This is a genomic window from Corallococcus exercitus (assembly GCF_042231735.1).
Classification (GTDB): domain Bacteria; phylum Myxococcota; class Myxococcia; order Myxococcales; family Myxococcaceae; genus Corallococcus; species Corallococcus exercitus_B.
In genome coordinates this window covers 7,162,063-7,178,132 of record NZ_CP102577.1, presented here as the reverse complement: position 1 = coordinate 7,178,132, position 16,070 = coordinate 7,162,063, and the positions used below count along the sequence as shown (strand labels likewise).

The window sequence follows — 16,070 nt, the reverse complement described above, 5'->3', positions numbered from 1 at the left end:
CCGGGCATCCGGACGGTCCCGGGGGGGGCTGGCTGACTGTTCACGGCGGACGGGCGCGGAGGGGCGGGGATGTGGCATGACGGGCCCGCGAAGCAGGTCGTTCCCCTTGTGGAGGAAGTCCCCTTGAAAATCCCCGCGCTCACCGTGGTGGCGGCGCTCGCCGCGACGGGTTGCTCCAACGGCAGCATCACCCAGAACCGCGAGGCCATGGCCCGCGTCGCCGCCAACGCGGCGAAGCCCCAGGTGGCGCCCGTCAAGGGCTCCGAGCCGCTGGCCGGCACGCCGGACGCCTACAAGGCCCTGTGCAAGGCGGACCTGGAGCGCGCGCAGGCGCAGGTGGCCGCGCTGAAGAAGCTGGATCCGAAGACGAACGGCCAGGCCGTCCTCAAGGCGTACAACGAGGCGCAGACGGCGCTCATCAACGCGGCCAACCGCTCCAGCCTCACGCATGAAGTGCACCCGGACGCCGCCATGCGCGACGCGTCCCGCGAGTGCGAGCAGCAGGTGGACGCGGCCAACGTGGCGCTGTCGCAGGACCGCGGCGTCTATGACGCGCTGTCGCTGGTGGACCTGTCCAAGGCGGACGCGCCCACGCAGCACTGGGTGAGCCGCACGCTGCTGGACTTCCGCCGCGCGGGTGTGGACCGGGATGAGGCCACGCGCGCCCAGGTGAAGACGCTCAACGAGGAGATTCTCAAGCTGGGCCAGCAGTTCGGGCAGAACATCGCGGAGGACACGCGCAGCGTGGCCTTCACGCCCAAGGACCTGGACGGGCTGCCGGAGGACTACAAGAAGGCGCACGCGCCCGGCGCGGACGGCAAGGTGGTCATCACCAGCAACTACCCGGACTACTTCCCGTTCATGACGTACGCGAAGAACGCGAAGGCGCGCGAGAAGCTGTGGCGCACCTACCGTCAGCGCGCGTTCCCCAAGAACCAGGCGGTGCTCGCGCAGCTCATCGAGAAGCGCAACGCGCTGGCGAAGCTCCTGGGCTACGACAGCTACGCGGCCTTCACGACCGAAACGCGCATGACGCGCACGCAGCAGGCGGCGGCGGACTTCATCGACCAGCTGGCGCAGGCCACGGAGGCCCGCGCGAAGAAGGAGATGGCGGACCTGCTGGCGCGCAAGAAGAAGGACGTGCGCGGCGCCACCGTGGTGGAGCCCTGGGACCAGGACTTCTACGAGGACCGGCTGCGCGCGGAGAAGTTCGGGTTCGACTCGCAGGCGGTGCGGCCCTACCTGGAGTACGCGCGGGTGAAGGACGGCGTCATGGGCATCACCTCCAGCCTGTGGGGGGTGGCCTTCCAGCCGGTGAAGGACGCGAAGACGTGGCACGCCGACGTGGAGGCGTACGACGTCGTGGACAACGGCAAGCCGCTGGGCCGCATCTACCTGGACATGCACCCGCGCGACGACAAGTACAAGCACGCGGCGCAGTTCGACCTGGTCACGGGTGAGCAGGGCAAGCGGCTGCCGGAGGCCGTGCTGGTGTGCAACTTCCCGCGCCCCGGCGACCTGATGACGCACGACGAGGTGGGGACGTTCTTCCACGAGTTCGGCCACCTGATGCACACCATCTTCTCCGGCCACCAGAAGTGGACGCCCATCTCCGGCATCTCCATGGAGCGCGACTTCGTGGAGACGCCGTCCATGCTGCTGCAGCAGTGGGCCGAGCAGCCGGAGGTGCTCAAGAGCTTCGCCAAGCACCACGAGACGAACGAGCCCATCCCCGCGGAGCTGGTGGAGAAGCTGCGCGCGTCGAAGGAGTTCGGCCAGGGCCTGTTCGCGCGCCGCCAGCTGTTCCTGTCCGCGGTGAGCCTCCAGTACTACTCGCGCGCGCCGGGCTTCGACACGACCGCGGTGCTCGCGGAGCTGCAGAAGAAGCTGTCCCCCTTCCGCCACGAGTACCGTGACGGCACCCACTTCGAGCTCGCGTTCGGGCACCTGGATGGGTACTCGGCCGCGTACTACACGTACCTCTGGTCCTCCGTCATCGCGAAGGACCTGGAGTCGAAGTTCCAGGAGACCGGCTACCTGGACCGCGACACGGCCATGCACTACCGCAAGACGGTGCTGGAGCCCGGCGGCTCCAAGCCCGCCGCGGAGCAGGTGAAGGACTTCCTCGGCCGGCCGTACGCCTTCGAGGCCTACCGCGCGTACCTCGACGGCGCCCCGAAGACGACGGGCACCGCGAAGGAAACGAAGTAGCGCGGTCGCATCCCCGGAAGCGGGCCGGACGTCCTGCCTGCTTCCGGGAGTGCCGCGCCGCCTGACCCGCCCTCCGGGGCAGGCGTCGGCGCGCGGTGCCTTCGCGAACCCAGGCACTGCCCGGTCGCGGAACTCCCCTTCCCCACCCTGTCCCCCGCGCGTGCCCATCCCCACCCCGGGGACGGAGCCGGGCGTCGGCCTGTCGTCACGTCCGGGCTGGTGAGGGTCTTGCTTTGGAGCGCGCCCACCGGGGCCCTTTCGAGGCCCGGAGGAGGCGTGCACGCGGTGACGGCCTGTGGTCGGAGATGGCGGAGGATGGGCCTCGCGGCGGCGGTGGTGCTGGCCGCGAGCTGCAACAATTCTCCACCCAAGGCACGGGTGCTGCCAGGGCCGGACGCGCCCGGCGGCCCCACGGATCCGCACGACGCGCAGTGCCGCTCGGCGGTGCGCGACCCGGGCCGCGTCACGCTGCACCGCCTCAACCGCGCGGAGTACGACAACACCGTGCGCGACCTGCTGGGCGACACGGGCTCGCCCGCGAGCGAGTTCCCGCCGGACGACCACGGCTTCGGCTTCGACAACAACGCGGACGTGCTCAGCATGTCCCCGCTGCTGATGGAGAAGTACTCGCACGCGGCGCAGGCGCTGGTGGAGGCCGCGTGGGCGCGGGGCGCGTTCGGGGCCTGCGTGCTCGACCCCGCCCAGCCGGAGCCGTGCGCGCGCCAGCTGCTGAAGACCTTCGCGCGCCGCGCCTGGCGCCGGCCCGTCACCGCCGAGGAGGTGGAGCGCCTGGTCGCCTTCGTCACGCTGGCCCGGCGGCACGGTGACGCGCCGGAGGTGGGCGTGAAGCTGGCGCTGCGCGCGGTGCTGGTGTCGCCCCACTTCCTCTTCCGCGTGGAGCTGGACCCCTCTCCCACGTCCACCGCGCCGCACCCCGTGAGCGACCTGGAGCTGGCGAGCCGCCTGTCCTACTTCCTCTGGAGCAGCATGCCGGACGAGGCGCTGCTCCAGGTGGCGGAGGCCGGCCACCTGCACGAGCCGGAGGTGCTGGAGGCGCAGGTGCGGCGCATGCTGGCGGACCCCAAGGCCCGCGCGCTGGTGGACAACTTCGCGGGCCAGTGGCTCTACACGCGCGCGCTCGACTTCGCCCAGCCGGTGTCGCGCTACGGCTTCGACGAACCGCTGCGCGAGGCCATGCGCCAGGAGATGCAGCTCGTCTTCCACGAGTTCATCACCGGCGACCACCGCCTCAAGGACCTGCTGGACGCGCCCTTCACCTACGTGAACGACCGGCTGGCGGCGCACTACGGCCTGCCCAAGCCGGGCACCACCGCGATGACGCGCGTGGAGCTGACGGACCACCCGGAGCGCGCGGGCCTCTTCGGGAAGGGCTCGCTGCTCACCGTCACCGCCAACCCGGACCGCACGTCCCCGGTGAAGCGCGGCGTCTGGGTGCTGGAGCAGCTGCTGTGCAAGGCGCCGCCCCCGCCACCGCCCGACGCGGGCGGCCTGGCCCCGGCGGTGGACCCCACGCTGAACATCAAGGCGCGCATGGCGGAGCACCGCGCGAACCCGGGCTGCTCGGGCTGTCACACGCTGATGGATCCGCTGGGCTTCGGCATGGAGAACTTCGACCCGGTGGGCCGCTGGCGCACGAAGGAGGAAGGCGGCGCGCAGGTGGACTCCAGCGGCGAGCTGCCCGGGGGCAAGACGTTCCAGGGCGTGGTGGAGCTGCGCGCGGTGGTGAAGCAGGACCCGGACCTGTCCGCGTGCATGACGCGCCACCTGCTCACGTACGCGCTCGGGCGCGGCGCGGAAGCAGAGGACCGCTGCACCGTGCGCGACATCTCCCAGCAGGCGGAAGGCCGGGGCGGCCGCCTCACCGACTACATCCTCGCCATCGTCCGCAGCGGCGCGTTCCTGCAGCGGCGTGGCGAGGCGGAGGGACCCAAGCCATGAACCGCACCCCTGCCCTGTCCCGCCGCACGCTCCTGCGTGGCATGGGCGCGCTGATGGCGCTGCCCCTGCTGGACGTCATGCGCCCGCGCACGGCGCGCGCCGCCACTGCGGCCCCTCGCCGCTTCGTGGCCTTCTACACGCCCTGCGGCATCCACATGCCCAAGTGGACGCCCGGGGGCGTGGGCGCGGAGTGGTCCCTGACGCCCACGCTCGCGTCGCTGGCGCCGGTGAAGGGGGACGTGCTGGTGCTGAGCGGCGTGGACAACCTGCCCGGCAGGCCGGATGGCGACGGCCACCACGCCGCCGCGACGGCCGCGTTCCTGTCCTGCGTGAAGGCGCGCAAGACGGAGGGCACCAACATCCGCACCGGCATCTCCATGGACCAGGTGCTGGCGAACGCGGTGGGCAAGCACACGCGCTACCCGTCGCTGGAGCTGGGCATCGACCAGGGCCGGGGCATCGGCAACTGCGACTCCGGCTACGCGTGCCCGTACGCGAACAACATCGCGTGGGCGGGGCCGTCCACGCCCGTGCCCAAGGAGACGAAGCCCCGCGCGGCCTTCGAGCGGCTGTTCGCGGACTTCGACCCGGGCGTCACGCAGGAGGAACTGGCGAAGCGCAAGGCGTACGGCCTGAGCATCATCGACTCCGTGCGCGACGACGCGAAGGCGCTCCAGGGGAAGCTGGGCACCACCGACCGGCGCAAGCTGGACGAGTACTTCACCGGCGTGCGCGAGCTGGAGCTGCGCGTGAACGCGATGGACGGCGCCGGCCCCACGTGCGGCACCGCCGTGGCGCCCGCGGACACCGAGGACGTGCGCGAGAAGACGAAGGCGATGCTGGACCTCATCGTGCTCGCGTTCCAGTGCGACCTGACCCGCACGTGCACCTTCATGCTGGGCAACGCGCGCAGTCAGCGCGTGTATTCGTTCCTGGGGCTGTCCGGTGAACACCACGCGTACTCGCACCACCAGAAGGCCCAGGCCAACTACGACGCGCTGGTGAAGATAGACAAGTGGGAGGTGGAGCAGTTCTCGTACCTCCTCCAGCGCATGAAGGGCGTGCAGGAGGAGGGCGGGACGCTGCTGGACCACAGCGCCGTGTACTTCTCCAGTGAGATCGCCGACGGCAACATGCACGAGCACAAGAACCTGCCCATCCTGCTCGCGGGCCGCGCGGGCGGCGCCATCGCTCCGGGCCGCCACCTCCGCTACGAGGGCCAGCCGCTGGCGAACCTCTACATCTCCCTGCTCAACATGTTCGGCGTGCCCGCGACGACCTTCGGGGACGACGGCACGGGGCCCCTGCCTGGCCTGGGCGCGTAGGGCAGGAAGGCGCTCGGGCACCCCGGGGGCCGCCTGCCCCGCTCAGTTCGGCTGCACGCGGGGCGCGCATGCGGAATGATTCCGCGCATGGCCCTTCCTGTGTTCCCTCGCGGACTCGCCGTGTTGCTGCTGGCCCCGCTGCTCGGCTGTGGCTCCAGCGCGAACGCGCAGCGCCCGGTGTCCTCTTCCACGAAGCAGGCCGCGGCCAACGCCGCCGCGCGCAAGGTCCCCTCGGCCACGCCGAAGCCGCCGGAGGGCACGCGCAAGCCGGTGCCGTCCGCCGCGGAGCTGAAGCGGGACATGGTGGCCGCGCACAACGAGGCGCGGGCGAAGGCCTCGCGGCCCACGCCGAAGCCGGCGCTGCCCGCGCTCACCTGGTCCGACGAGGCGGCGCGCAAGGCGGAGGCCTACGTGAAGGAGTGCCGCTTCGAGCACAACCCGGACCGGGGCAGCTTCGGAGAGAACCTGGCCGCCGCGACGCCGGACACCTGGACCACCGCGCAGGTGGTGAAGGGCTGGGCGGACGAGTCCGCTGACTACGACTACGCCTCCGGCAAGTGCAAGGCCGGGAAGATGTGCGGGCACTACACGCAGGTGGTGTGGCGCACCACGAAGGCGGTGGGCTGCGCGACGCGGCTGTGCACGAAGAACTCGCCCTTCGGCGGGAACGTGAAGACGTGGCAGCTCTGGGTGTGCAACTACGCGCCGCCGGGCAACTGGGTGGGCGAGAAGCCCTACTGAGCCGCGAGCGTGACGACCTCGATGCCGCTCGCCGTGCCCACGGCGAAGCGGCGGTGCGCGGCGTCCATCGCGAAGGGAGGCGGGGGCGGCAGGTGGCTGCGCATGCTGCCCAGCACCTTCCCCGTGTCCAGGTCCTCCCAGCGCCGCACGACGCGGCCGGTGGCGCGGGACACGAGCTTCGGGTGGCCGAAGAAGTCCACCACGTGCTCCGCGTCCACGACCATCAGCGGGCCCGCGGGCTCCTCCAGCTCCACCTCCGACAGCACCTTCTTCTCCGTGAGCGAGTACGTGCCCAGGAAGAACGCGGCGTCATCACGGGACTCCTCGATGCGCACGAAGACGAGCGTGTCGCGCGCCCCGAAGGCCACGGACGTGAGGAAGATGCCGTTCTCCACGCCCTCCATCAGCTCGGCGCTGTCCAGCGACGCGGGCTCCTCCAGCGCGCGGGGCACGTCGAACACCGACGCCGCGTCCACCGGGTGCCAGATCCACCCCGCGCTCGCCAGGTAGCGCCCGTCCGGGCTGAACTGGAGCCGCGAGTGGAAGATGTCCGTGGGCGTGTTGTCGCGCTTCGTGAGGCGCTCGCCCGTGGCGGCGTCCTCCAGCTCCACCACGCAGTACGACTCCGGGCAGTGCGCGAGCAGCGTGCGTCCGCTGGGCAGCGTGTGCAGGGCCACCGGATAGTCGTGGACGTGCGCCTGGTAGAAGTCGCGCATGAGCTGCCGCACCACGCGCGTGCCTTCGAGCAGCAGCCCCGCCGTCCCCAGCGATTCGTACAGCACGCTGTAGCGGCCGTCGGGCGACACCACCGCGCGGTCGAAGCGGTAGGCGTAGCGCACGTGCGGGTCGTCGGTGCCGCCGTCCAGGCCGTAGCGCACCATTCCGCCCACCGGGTCCACCAGCGCGTCGCCGCTCCAGCACAGGGAGGCCACGGCGCCGGGGGTCTTCAGGGTCTGTCTCTGGAAATCCATGGCGCCGGGGACGCGGGTGCCCGGCGCATCCTGACCCGGGCTCAGGCCGGAATCATCGTCAGGAGCTGCTGGGCCTTCGTGCGCAGCTCCTTGTCACTCCCCTTGAGGACCTGCTCCGCGTGGTGGCGGGCCTTCGCCGGCTCCCCCAGGCGCAGCGCCAGCGCCAGGTTGAAGTGCGTGGTGGGGTCCTCGGGGTGCGCCTCCAGCACCGGGGCCAGCACACGCTGGGCGAGCGCCGGGCCTTCCTCCGGAACGTGCTCCAGGTAGTGCACCGCCAGGTCGTTGGGCGCGCCCGTGTCCGTGGGCGCCCGCGCGACGGCCTCTTCCAGGAGCATGCGCACGCGGCCGCGCTGGCCCGCGATGTCCAGCGCCCGCGCGAGCTGCCTGCGGGCCTCCACCGACTCCGGGTCGCGCCGGAGCACTTCCTCGAAGAGGGGCAGGGCCTCCGTCAGCTTGCCGGCGAGCAGCGCGGCCATGGCGTGCAGGCCGATGAAGTTGGGGTTCTCCGGCTCCAGCTTCCGCAGCCGCAGCGCGGCGGCCAGGGCGTTCTGCGTGAGCCCCCCGAGCAGCGACAGGTTGAAGATCTCCTCCCAGAGGACCGCGTCGTCCGGCGCCAGCGTCAGCGCGTCCCGCAGCTCCTGGAGCGCGAGCCCCAGGTCCCCCGTCTCCAGATACGCCCGCGAGCGCTCCCACTGCGCGCGGTAGGACTCCTTCGCCATCGTGCCCCTCAACCCCGGAACATCTTGTGGAACAGCCGCATGAACATGCCCGACCTGGGCGCGGTCTCCGGGCGGCCGGACTGCTGCTGCTGCGCCTGGGACTGGAGGTCCAGCTTCATCTTCAGCTTCTTGATGTCCGGGTCGATGGAGAAGGTGCTGAACTCATCGTTCCCTTCAAGGGCTGTCTGGATCTTCCGCGCGCGGGATTCGTCGTGGCTCATGTCGCGTCTCCTGACCGGGTCCCGACCCTAGCACGGGGCACCGGGCCCTCCCCATCCCGGCAGCCTCCCTGTCCGCTTGCCCGCACACCCACCCGCGCGCGGATAATCCCTCCCATGCGACGCCCTTCCCGCTTCCGCCCCCTGTCCGCCGCCGCGCTGCTCACCCCGTTCCTCCTGCTCGCCTGCATCCCTGATGGGGACCCGGACGACTCGACCGCGGACGCGGGGCTCGATGGAGGCCTTCAGGAAGACGGTGGCACCGGCACCGACGCGGGGACCGTGGAGCTGACGCAGTTCGCGCGGGACATGCTGGAGGCCCACAACGCGGCCCGCGCCGCCGCGAAGCCCACGCCGTCCCCCGCGCTGGAGCCGCTCACGTGGGACCCCGCGGTGGCGGAGGTCGCCCAGAAGTGGGCGGACCAATGCATCTACGACCACAACGCCGGCCGGGGCAACGCGGGGGAGAACATCGCCGCCGCCACGCCGGGGCATTGGGACGCGAAGGGCGCGGTGCAGGACTGGGTGAGCGAGGCGGCGGACTACGACTACGCGAGCAACACCTGCCGCGCGGGTGCCGGCAAGTGCGGCCACTACACGCAGGTGGTGTGGCGCAACACGCGCCGCCTGGGCTGCGCCACGAAGCGCTGCACCGGCAATTCGCCTGTCGGCGGCACCACCTGGGACTTCTGGGTGTGCAACTACGCGCCCCCGGGCAACTACCCGGGCCAGCGTCCGTACTGAGGGCCGCTGGCCCCTGCTCCCGCGAACCTTCAGCGCTTGAGCGTGCGCGCGAGGAACGCGGACGTCTCCGCCCAGGCGGACGCTGCGGCGCGCGCGTCGTAGCGGGCGCCGGACGGGTTGGCGAAGGCGTGGTCCGCGTCGTACTCCACGACGCGGCTGCGCACGTTGGCCTCGGCCAGGGCCTTCTCGAAGGCCTGCACCGTCTCCGGCGGGATGGACTTGTCCTTCGTGCCGAAGATGCCCAGCACCTGCGCCTTGATGGTGGACAGCTCCTGCGGGTCCGTCACCGGGTGGCCGTAGTAGAGGACCGCCGCGCTCAGCTCCGGGATGGCCATGGCGGTGCGCAGTGACCAGCCGCCACCGAAGCACCAGCCGATGCTGCCGGTGCGCGGGGCCTGGATGCGCGGGTCGCCCTTGAGGAACGCGTGCGCGGCCAGCAGCGTCTTGGTGGCCTGGTCCGCGTCCACCTGCTTCACCAGGGCGAGCGCCTCGTCGGGGTTGGTGCCCACCTTGCCGTGGTAGAGGTCCACCGCGAGCGCCGCGTAGCCCTCCGCCGCCAGCCGGTCCGCCCAGGCCTGCACGTGCTCGTTGAGGCCCCACCACTCGTGGATGACGATGATGGCGGGCAGGGGGCCCTTCGCGTTCGGCGGCAGGGTCAGGTAGGCCTTGGAGCCGTCGGACAGCTCCACCTGCTGGCCCTTGCGCTCGGGGGCGGCGTCCTTGCGCAGGGTGTGCATGGCCTTGAACTCCTCCTCGGAGACGGCGCCCGTGGCGGACGGCGTGCGCGCCACCTCCGCCGGCCTGCCCGTCGCGCAGGCGCCCAGCATCAGCGCCGCCGCCAGCACCCACGTGAGCCTCTTCATGTCCGGCCTCATCGTCGTCCGTGTCCTTTCCGGGCCCGGGCTTCCCGGCCCGCTTCCGCGTGCGCTTCCGGGCGTAGCGCGGTGAGGGCGGAGGCGCCAGTGCGTTGAAGCTCCGGACGAAGCGCTGGAGGCCGAACGCGAAGAGGGCCGGCGCGAGGGAGCATCCCCCACGTCGGCCCTCGTTCTCACCGCTCCCGCGAGGGGGAGGTGGTGGCTACTTCGTCGCCGGGGGCGGCTTGGCGGCCGGGGGCGGCTTCGCGCCGGGGGCCGGGGGCGCGCCACCGGGCATGCCCGGCATGCCGGGGGCGCCTTCGGGCGGCTTCACGATCTCCAGGAGCTCCACCTCGAACACCAGGGCGGCGCCGCCGGGGATGTTCGGGGGCGCGCCGCGGTCGCCGTAGGCGATGTCGGAGGGGCACACGAGCTGCGCCTTGCCGCCGACCTTCATCTTCTGGAGGCCCTCGGTCCAGCACTTGATGACGCCCTGGAGCGGGAACTGCGTGGGCTCACCGCGCTTGTAGGACGAGTCGAACTCCTTGCCGTCGGAGAGCGTGCCCTTGTAGTGGACCTTCACGACGTCGGAGGCCTGGGGCTGGGCACCGGTGCCCGCCTGGGTCTCCTTGTAGATGAGGCCGGACTCGGTCTTCTGGGCGCCGGTCTCCTTGGCCTTCTCGTCGAGGAAGGCCTTGGACTTCTCCTTCTCCGCGTTGGCCTTGCGCAGCGAACGCTCGCGCGCGAGGTCCTGGAGCTTGGGACCGTAGGTCTCCAGGTCCACGTCGGACTTCTGGCCGGTGACCTGGGCGGTGAGGCCGGCCTTCACGAACTCCAGCTCCTGCGGCGTCATGTCGAACACGCTGATGCTGCGGCCGATGGACAGGCCCAGCGCGTACAGCGTCTTCTGCTCCTCGGTCTGGGGAGCGCCGGCGGCGCCCGCCGTCGTGGTGCCGGTGGCGGAGGTCTCGCCCGGCTTCGCGTTCTGGCCCTGACAGGCCGTCAGGCTCAGCATCGCCGCGATCAGGATCGTCTTCTTCATCATGATGTCGTCGCCTTTCCTTTGGCTCAGCGGCGGCCGACCGCCCCCCGCTGCATGCCTGGGGGCGCGGTGTACTACAGAAAGTGCCCGGCATCCTCTTGGGAACCGTGCTTTCCCCGGAAGGGGACCCGCGCAGGTAGGACAACCGGCCGCCGGCCCCCCAAACCGGCGGGACGGCCCCGGATTCCCGGCCAGGGGCCCGGGAGAGGGGTTTACCGGGAGGAGCGCCCGCCAAAGGCGGCCTGGGAGACCAGGAGCAGGACGATGGCGCCCAGGATGGCACCGCCGAAGCCAGTGGGCTCCGGGTCGCGCCAGTTCGTGCCCCGCCAGACGGACGTGAGGAAGCCGCCCACGAAGGCCCCGGCGACGCCCAGGAGCGTGGTGCCGATGCACCCCAGGCGCTGGTTCCCCGGCAGCACGGCCCGGGCAATGAGCCCCGCGAAGAAGCCGAAGATGATCCACCCCAACAGCCCCATGACGTCCTCCCGATGCAGCGTGTCCGGTCCGCAATGTGGCGTAGGGCAGGCGGGGGCGGAAGTGCGGTGGAGGTGTTCTTGACCCTGGAGGGGGGCGTGTGGTGCGGTCGTTCGACCCTACAGCGCCCTCTGGCGCACCGGGCGGAACCACGATGAACAAGCTGACGCGGCTCACCATCAACAAGTTCCGGAACGTCAAGCCGACGACGCTGGAGTTCCGCCCGGGGATCAATGTGGTGCTGGGGAAGAACGCGGCAGGGAAGACGACGCTGCTGCGCCTGCTGTCGACATTACTAGGTACTTTCGACGAACCAGTTCCAGATGAATCTCTCGACACGCATATATCTGTCACGGGAGACACTGAATTTGAGCAGTCGACGCTGAGGAAACGGCTTGAGGAGCCAACTCTTCCGCTCAACATTGGGCACCGCGAGCGCAGCCTTCAATCAAGCTTCCATCAGACAGATGCGCTGCTTTTCAAGCACGCAGGCAAATCGTTCCTCAAGGCAGACCTAAAGTCGAACGAAGTCGCACTCGAAGCCAAAGACCTACAAATACGCGCCCCGCGCGGCCCCTATCGCAACCCAATCCTCTCAATTTTCTCAATCCTCTCAGCAGACAGAAACAAAAACGCACCCTTCCTGAGCAGAATGCTCATGGACTCATACGTCAAGACAGCAGGACGAATGGACGAAAGCCTTGAAAGCTTCAACGAGCTATTCAAGATCGAGGGACATCTAGACGTTCCTAGTGGAAAGTGGATTTTTGATGCTCTTCCATTCTCAATGGTCGACCTGAGTTTCGCGCCGGCTCCAGAAGGCAATTCAACAAATTTCTCATTCCCATTTCTCGATCGTACCGCCGTGAAACTTGGGTACGACTCCGCTACAGCAAGATTCGACGTCGAGCGCTTCAACTTGGAGTCAGGTCGCCATACCGTTCGATTGAGCAATCTAAAATTCTTCTTCAGGCGCGCGGACGAGGAAGTATCCCACGAGTGGCTCAGCTACGGTCAGAAGCGGCTACTTGCCTTTTTTGCCCATGTCGATGCATCACCGGACATAGTCATCGCGGACGAGCTTGTGAACGGCCTTCATCACGAGTGGATATCGGCATGCCTTGACGAAATCTCGGACCGCCAAGCATTTCTGACAAGCCAAAATCCTTTACTGCTGGACTTCTTGCGCTTTGAGAGCCTTGAAGAGGTTCGCCACACTTTCATTATTTGTGAACGCACCGGTAGCGCTGCGGATGCGCAACTCATCTGGCGCAATCTCACTGAAGACGAAGCTGAGTCCTTCTTCCTCGCCTACCAGACCGGGATCCAACGCGTCTCGGACATCCTGCTCACCAAGGGCCTTTGGTGACGTGTCATGGCAGCCCGTGCTCGCATCCTCGCCCTGACCGAGGATTCTGGTCGTCAGGCGCAGCCAACGCTCCAGCGGATTTTGAAGGAAGCACTCAAGCTCGTGGTCGTGGGCGTCGACTTGAACCCAGCCCGTGTTCGGATTGAGCCGCTTCCCGAGAACGATCGCGCACTGCATGCCATCCATGCCAACCAATGGAAGGCGCACCCTCCCACTCGGAACACGGTTGTCTTGCTCGGAGCAATCGCGACACGGCTACTGGAACCAGCCGGGTTCGTGGTCTTCCACTTCGACACGGACCGGGTGTGGAGCAAGCGCGAGGGCAGCGAGAACCGGCAGAAGTTCGAGACCATCATCCGGAGTGGCGTCCGCCGCATCCTTCAGGGCGAAGGCGCGCCTCCGATCAATCCGCGAGCGCGGCCTTCACTGACAACAGCGCAGGTTGAGGCCGCATTGAACCGCCTTCTCATCCTGTCCCCCTGCTACAGCATGGAGTCCTGGCTCTATCAGGCAACGAACGAGCTGCATCCTCTCTGTCAGGGCAGGCACGACTCCGACGAGCACGCACAACTCATCGCGAAATGGACCACGGACCGCGCTCGGCTTGATGAAGTCCACCAACCCAAGGTCGTGATGGGACAGTGCGTGGCAGACCACCACAACGAAACGCTCTCCAAGTCCTTCCCAGCAGAAGACGTCTGGCTCGCCGAGCGCTCCTTCCACGAGTCCGTGGAACGCCTCCGCGCCTGTACCGCCCTGGTCGAAGCACTCTCCTACCCCGCCTCATGAGCCCCCTCCGCCGTGCCACCCGGGACGACAACGCCGCGCTGCTGGACCTGTTCGGCGATGTGCCCATGACCGGGGACCTGGTGCTCAGCACGCAGCGGTCGCCGGACTACTTCGGCCTGTTCGCCATGCAGCGCGGTGAAGCCGAAGTCTGGGCCCACGGGGAACCCTCCCGCCTGGACGGCATGGGCGCCATCCACGTCCGCGACGGCTGGCTGGAGGGCCGGCCCTGCCGCGTGGGCTACCTGGGGGACCTTCGCACCCGCTTCTCCGCGCGCCGCGCCCGGGGCCTGGCCCGGTTCTATGGGCCCGTCCTGGAGGAGACCTCCCGCCGCCTGGGCGTGGACGTCTTCCTCACCGCCGTCATGGCCTCCAACGCCGCCGCGCTCCAGGCGCTCGTGCGCCGCGCCGCCTCGCGGGAAGCGCAGCCGCACTACCACCTGATGCGCGCGTTCTCCGCCGTCTCCGTCCAGTTCGTCCTGCGCCGCAAGCCGCGCCGCGGCCGCTACACCGTGCGCCGGGCCACCGCCTCGGACGTGCCCGCCATGGCCGCGCTGCTGGACTCGGACCACCGCTCGCGCCCCTTCGGCTACCGCTATGACACCGGCGAACTGGAGCACCGGCTCGCGCGCTGGCCGGGGCTTCGCGTGGAGGATTCGTTCCTTGCGTTCGACCCGGCGGGCCAACTGGTCGGCTGCACCTCCGCGTGGAACCCCGACGCCGTGAAGCGCTACCGCGTGCTCGCGTACCGGGGCGGCATGAAGTGGGTGCGCCGGGGCTTCAACGCGCTGGCCACCGTCACCGGCGCGCCCCGCCTGCCCGCGCCCGGCGGCGACTTCCGCTACTTCTACCTCTGCAACACCAGCATCCCCTCGGAGGACCCCGCTGTCCTGCGCGCGCTGCTGGATGCCGTCTACGCCGCGTTCCACGGCCAGGGCTTCCACTTCTTCACCGTGCAGCAGGACGCCGGAGACCCACTGGCCTCCGCCTTCGACGGCTTCATTCAGCGGCGGCTGGACTTCCACCTCTACGCCGTCACGCCCGCCTCGCGCCCCCCGAGGACCTTCCCCGGGGGACGCACCGGCTTTGAAATCTGCCTGCCCTGACGCTCACACCATGCGCGTCTTCCAGCGCCCTCGCCGGAACAGGACGATGCCCAGCACGGACATCGCCGCGAAGGCCGCCGGCACCGCGAGGTACGCCCCCACCGCGCCCAGGCCCAGCGGCTTTGCCAGCACCCACGCCAGCGGCAGCTCCAGCACCCAGAGACACCCCAGGTCGATGAGCGTGGGCGTCCGCGTGTCCCCCGCTCCGTTGAACGCGGAGGTGATGACCATGCCGTACGCGGCGGAGAAGAAGCTCAGGGAGAAGACGCGCAGCGCCGTCGCGCCCTCGTCCACCACCGCCGGGTCCGTCGTGAAGAACCGCAGCAAGGGATGCGCGAAGATGAAGAACAGCACTCCGATGCTGCCCAGCACCATCAGGTTGTACCGGCCCGCGAGCCACACCGCCTTCGCGCCCCGGTCCGGGTCCCCCGCGCCCATGCTCTGCCCCAGCAGCGTGGCCGCCGCGTTGCCCAGGCCCCACGCGGGCAGCAGCGCGAACATCACGATGCGGATGGCGATGGTGTAGCCCGCCAGCGACGTGCTGCCGAACGTCGACACGATGCGCACCAGCACCACCCAGCTGGTCGTGCTCACCAGCGCCTGCACCATGCCCGCGCCGGACAGCCGCAGCATCGCGAGCATCGTCGCGGGCTCCAGCGCCACGTGCTCGCGCCGCACCTGGAGCCGGCCGTTTGAACGCATCAACCGGTAGAGCTGATACGCGACGCCCGCGCTGCGGCCCAGCGTGGTGGCCCACGCCGCGCCCACCACGCCCATCTCCGGGAACGGTCCCCACCCGAAGATGAGGCACGGCGCGAGCACGATGTTGAGGCCGTTGGCCAGCATCAGCACGCGCATCGCGATGGCCGCGTCGCCCGCGCCCCGGAAGATGGCGTTGATGAGGAAGAGCAGCAGGATGCTCACCACGCCGCCCATCATCACGCGCGTGTAGCCCACGCCGTGCTCCAGCACCCACGGCGAGCCGCCGAGCGCCGCCAGGATGGGCCGGGCGAAGACGATGCCCGCCACCGCCAGCACCGTGGAGATGATCACCCCCAGGCCAATGGCCTGCACCGCCGTGCGCGCCGCCCGGTCCGCGTCCTTCTCTCCGATGCGGCGGGCCACCATCGCCGTGGCGCCGATGCTCAGGCCCATGCCCGCGGCGTAGATGAGGGTGAGGATGCCCTCGGTGAGCCCCACCGTGGCCACCGCCTCCGCGCCCAACCGGCCGACGAAGGCAACGTCCACGACGGCGAACACCGACTCCATGCACATCTCCAGCACCATGGGCACGGCCAGCAGGAAGATGGCGCGCCCGAGCGGCAGCCGCGTCAGGTCCTGCTCCGTGCCGTGCAGGGCCTCCTTCACCAGCGTCCAGGCACCCTTGTCCACGGGCGCGGGGACCTGGGCGTTCCGGTCCGCCAGGGGTGTCTCTTCCACGGGGTGAGGCCTTTCGAGAGCGAGGGGACTTCCTAGCGCGAAACGCCCACACGTGGCGCCCAGCGACGCGGCTTCCTACGCACCCTGCCACCCACTCCTGACATCTGAAGG

15 protein-coding genes are annotated in these 16,070 nt (G+C 69.7%); 8 read left to right on the top strand and 7 right to left on the bottom strand.

The features are described from left to right. Positions 1-69 precede the first annotated feature (69 nt). The 4 genes from NR792_RS28810 (at position 70) to NR792_RS28795 (ending at position 6,236) form a co-directional block, all read left to right on the top strand. On the top strand, positions 70-2,211 hold the full coding sequence (locus tag NR792_RS28810; RefSeq protein WP_375755906.1) for a M3 family metallopeptidase: 2,142 nt from the start codon (positions 70-72) through the stop codon (positions 2,209-2,211). A gap of 315 nt (positions 2,212-2,526) precedes the next feature. Beyond that, positions 2,527-4,170 (top strand): DUF1592 domain-containing protein, encoded by a 1,644-nt coding sequence (locus NR792_RS28805; RefSeq protein ID WP_375755905.1) that lies wholly within the window; start codon positions 2,527-2,529, stop codon positions 4,168-4,170. Beyond that, the gene (locus NR792_RS28800; RefSeq protein WP_375755904.1) at positions 4,167-5,495 is read left to right on the top strand and encodes a DUF1552 domain-containing protein; all 1,329 of its coding nucleotides are present in this window, start codon (positions 4,167-4,169) and stop codon (positions 5,493-5,495) included. The genes NR792_RS28805 and NR792_RS28800 overlap by 4 nt, the downstream gene beginning before the upstream one ends. 87 nt (positions 5,496-5,582) lie before the next feature. Further along, the gene (locus tag NR792_RS28795) at positions 5,583-6,236 is read left to right on the top strand and encodes a CAP domain-containing protein (protein ID WP_375755903.1); all 654 of its coding nucleotides are present in this window, start codon (positions 5,583-5,585) and stop codon (positions 6,234-6,236) included. On the opposite strand, the gene NR792_RS28790 is transcribed toward NR792_RS28795, so the two are convergent. The 3 genes from NR792_RS28790 to NR792_RS28780 all read right to left on the bottom strand — a co-directional run bounded on the left by NR792_RS28790 (position 6,230) and on the right by NR792_RS28780 (position 8,147). Continuing rightward, entirely contained in the window at positions 6,230-7,168 is a 939-nt protein-coding gene (locus NR792_RS28790; protein WP_375755902.1) for a hypothetical protein, read from the bottom strand. The two genes, NR792_RS28795 and NR792_RS28790, sit on opposite strands and share 7 nt — an antisense overlap. A gap of 80 nt (positions 7,169-7,248) precedes the next feature. Continuing rightward, a complete protein-coding gene (locus NR792_RS28785; RefSeq protein ID WP_375755901.1) occupies positions 7,249-7,926 on the bottom strand; it encodes a tetratricopeptide repeat protein in 678 nt (225 codons plus the stop codon). Positions 7,927-7,934: 8 nt separating this feature from the next. Further along, positions 7,935-8,147, bottom strand: a complete 213-nt coding sequence (locus NR792_RS28780) for a hypothetical protein (RefSeq protein WP_375755900.1) — start codon at positions 8,145-8,147, stop codon at positions 7,935-7,937. 114 nt (positions 8,148-8,261) lie between these two features. On the opposite strand from NR792_RS28780, the gene NR792_RS28775 reads away from it, so the two are divergent. Next, positions 8,262-8,888 carry a CAP domain-containing protein gene (locus NR792_RS28775; protein ID WP_375755899.1) on the top strand — a complete coding sequence of 209 codons (627 nt, stop codon included), beginning with the start codon at positions 8,262-8,264 and terminating at the stop codon, positions 8,886-8,888. 29 nt (positions 8,889-8,917) lie between these two features. Here NR792_RS28775 and NR792_RS28770 read toward each other — a convergent pair whose 3' ends face one another. The 3 genes from NR792_RS28770 to NR792_RS28760 form a co-directional block, all read right to left on the bottom strand. Continuing rightward, on the bottom strand, positions 8,918-9,751 hold the full coding sequence (locus NR792_RS28770; protein WP_375755898.1) for a dienelactone hydrolase family protein: 834 nt from the start codon (positions 9,749-9,751) through the stop codon (positions 8,918-8,920). A 214-nt stretch (positions 9,752-9,965) separates the two neighbouring features. Beyond that, entirely contained in the window at positions 9,966-10,784 is an 819-nt protein-coding gene (locus tag NR792_RS28765) for an FKBP-type peptidyl-prolyl cis-trans isomerase (protein ID WP_375761709.1), read from the bottom strand. Positions 10,785-10,996: 212 nt separating this feature from the next. Further along, the gene (locus tag NR792_RS28760; RefSeq protein WP_207053345.1) at positions 10,997-11,260 is read right to left on the bottom strand and encodes a GlsB/YeaQ/YmgE family stress response membrane protein; all 264 of its coding nucleotides are present in this window, start codon (positions 11,258-11,260) and stop codon (positions 10,997-10,999) included. A 152-nt stretch (positions 11,261-11,412) separates the two neighbouring features. Here NR792_RS28760 and NR792_RS28755 point away from each other — a divergent pair, with 152 nt between their 5' ends. From NR792_RS28755 to NR792_RS28745, 3 genes are read left to right on the top strand one after another with little or no spacing between them, the layout of a single operon-like run. Then, positions 11,413-12,627: an AAA family ATPase gene (locus NR792_RS28755; RefSeq protein ID WP_375755897.1), complete on the top strand. Its 1,215-nt coding sequence runs from the start codon at positions 11,413-11,415 to the stop codon at positions 12,625-12,627. 6 nt (positions 12,628-12,633) lie between these two features. Further along, positions 12,634-13,416, top strand: a complete 783-nt coding sequence (locus tag NR792_RS28750; protein ID WP_375755896.1) for a hypothetical protein — start codon at positions 12,634-12,636, stop codon at positions 13,414-13,416. Beyond that, the gene (locus NR792_RS28745; protein WP_375755895.1) at positions 13,413-14,519 is read left to right on the top strand and encodes a GNAT family N-acetyltransferase; all 1,107 of its coding nucleotides are present in this window, start codon (positions 13,413-13,415) and stop codon (positions 14,517-14,519) included. Before NR792_RS28750 ends, NR792_RS28745 begins: the two co-directional genes overlap by 4 nt. Positions 14,520-14,522: 3 nt before the next feature. Here the strand turns inward: NR792_RS28745 and NR792_RS28740 are convergent, their stop codons facing one another. Next, entirely contained in the window at positions 14,523-15,959 is a 1,437-nt protein-coding gene (locus NR792_RS28740; protein ID WP_375755894.1) for an MATE family efflux transporter, read from the bottom strand. Positions 15,960-16,070: the final 111 nt, after the last annotated feature.

What these genes read in the sequence shown, in the direction of transcription:
- NR792_RS28760 (WP_207053345.1), bottom strand. Translation starts at nt 11,260, where the DNA reads ATGGGGCTGTTGGGGTGGATCATCTTCGGCTTCTTCGCGGGGCTCATT.
- NR792_RS28745 (WP_375755895.1), top strand. Translation starts at nt 13,413, where the DNA reads ATGAGCCCCCTCCGCCGTGCCACCCGGGACGACAACGCCGCGCTGCTG.
- NR792_RS28765 (WP_375761709.1), bottom strand. Translation starts at nt 10,784, where the DNA reads ATGAAGAAGACGATCCTGATCGCGGCGATGCTGAGCCTGACGGCCTGT.
- NR792_RS28780 (WP_375755900.1), bottom strand. Translation starts at nt 8,147, where the DNA reads ATGAGCCACGACGAATCCCGCGCGCGGAAGATCCAGACAGCCCTTGAA.
- NR792_RS28800 (WP_375755904.1), top strand. Translation starts at nt 4,167, where the DNA reads ATGAACCGCACCCCTGCCCTGTCCCGCCGCACGCTCCTGCGTGGCATG.
- NR792_RS28785 (WP_375755901.1), bottom strand. Translation starts at nt 7,926, where the DNA reads ATGGCGAAGGAGTCCTACCGCGCGCAGTGGGAGCGCTCGCGGGCGTAT.
- NR792_RS28770 (WP_375755898.1), bottom strand. Translation starts at nt 9,751, where the DNA reads ATGAAGAGGCTCACGTGGGTGCTGGCGGCGGCGCTGATGCTGGGCGCC.
- NR792_RS28810 (WP_375755906.1), top strand. Translation starts at nt 70, where the DNA reads ATGTGGCATGACGGGCCCGCGAAGCAGGTCGTTCCCCTTGTGGAGGAA.
- NR792_RS28775 (WP_375755899.1), top strand. Translation starts at nt 8,262, where the DNA reads ATGCGACGCCCTTCCCGCTTCCGCCCCCTGTCCGCCGCCGCGCTGCTC.
- NR792_RS28795 (WP_375755903.1), top strand. Translation starts at nt 5,583, where the DNA reads ATGGCCCTTCCTGTGTTCCCTCGCGGACTCGCCGTGTTGCTGCTGGCC.
- NR792_RS28805 (WP_375755905.1), top strand. Translation starts at nt 2,527, where the DNA reads ATGGGCCTCGCGGCGGCGGTGGTGCTGGCCGCGAGCTGCAACAATTCT.
- NR792_RS28750 (WP_375755896.1), top strand. Translation starts at nt 12,634, where the DNA reads ATGGCAGCCCGTGCTCGCATCCTCGCCCTGACCGAGGATTCTGGTCGT.
- NR792_RS28755 (WP_375755897.1), top strand. Translation starts at nt 11,413, where the DNA reads ATGAACAAGCTGACGCGGCTCACCATCAACAAGTTCCGGAACGTCAAG.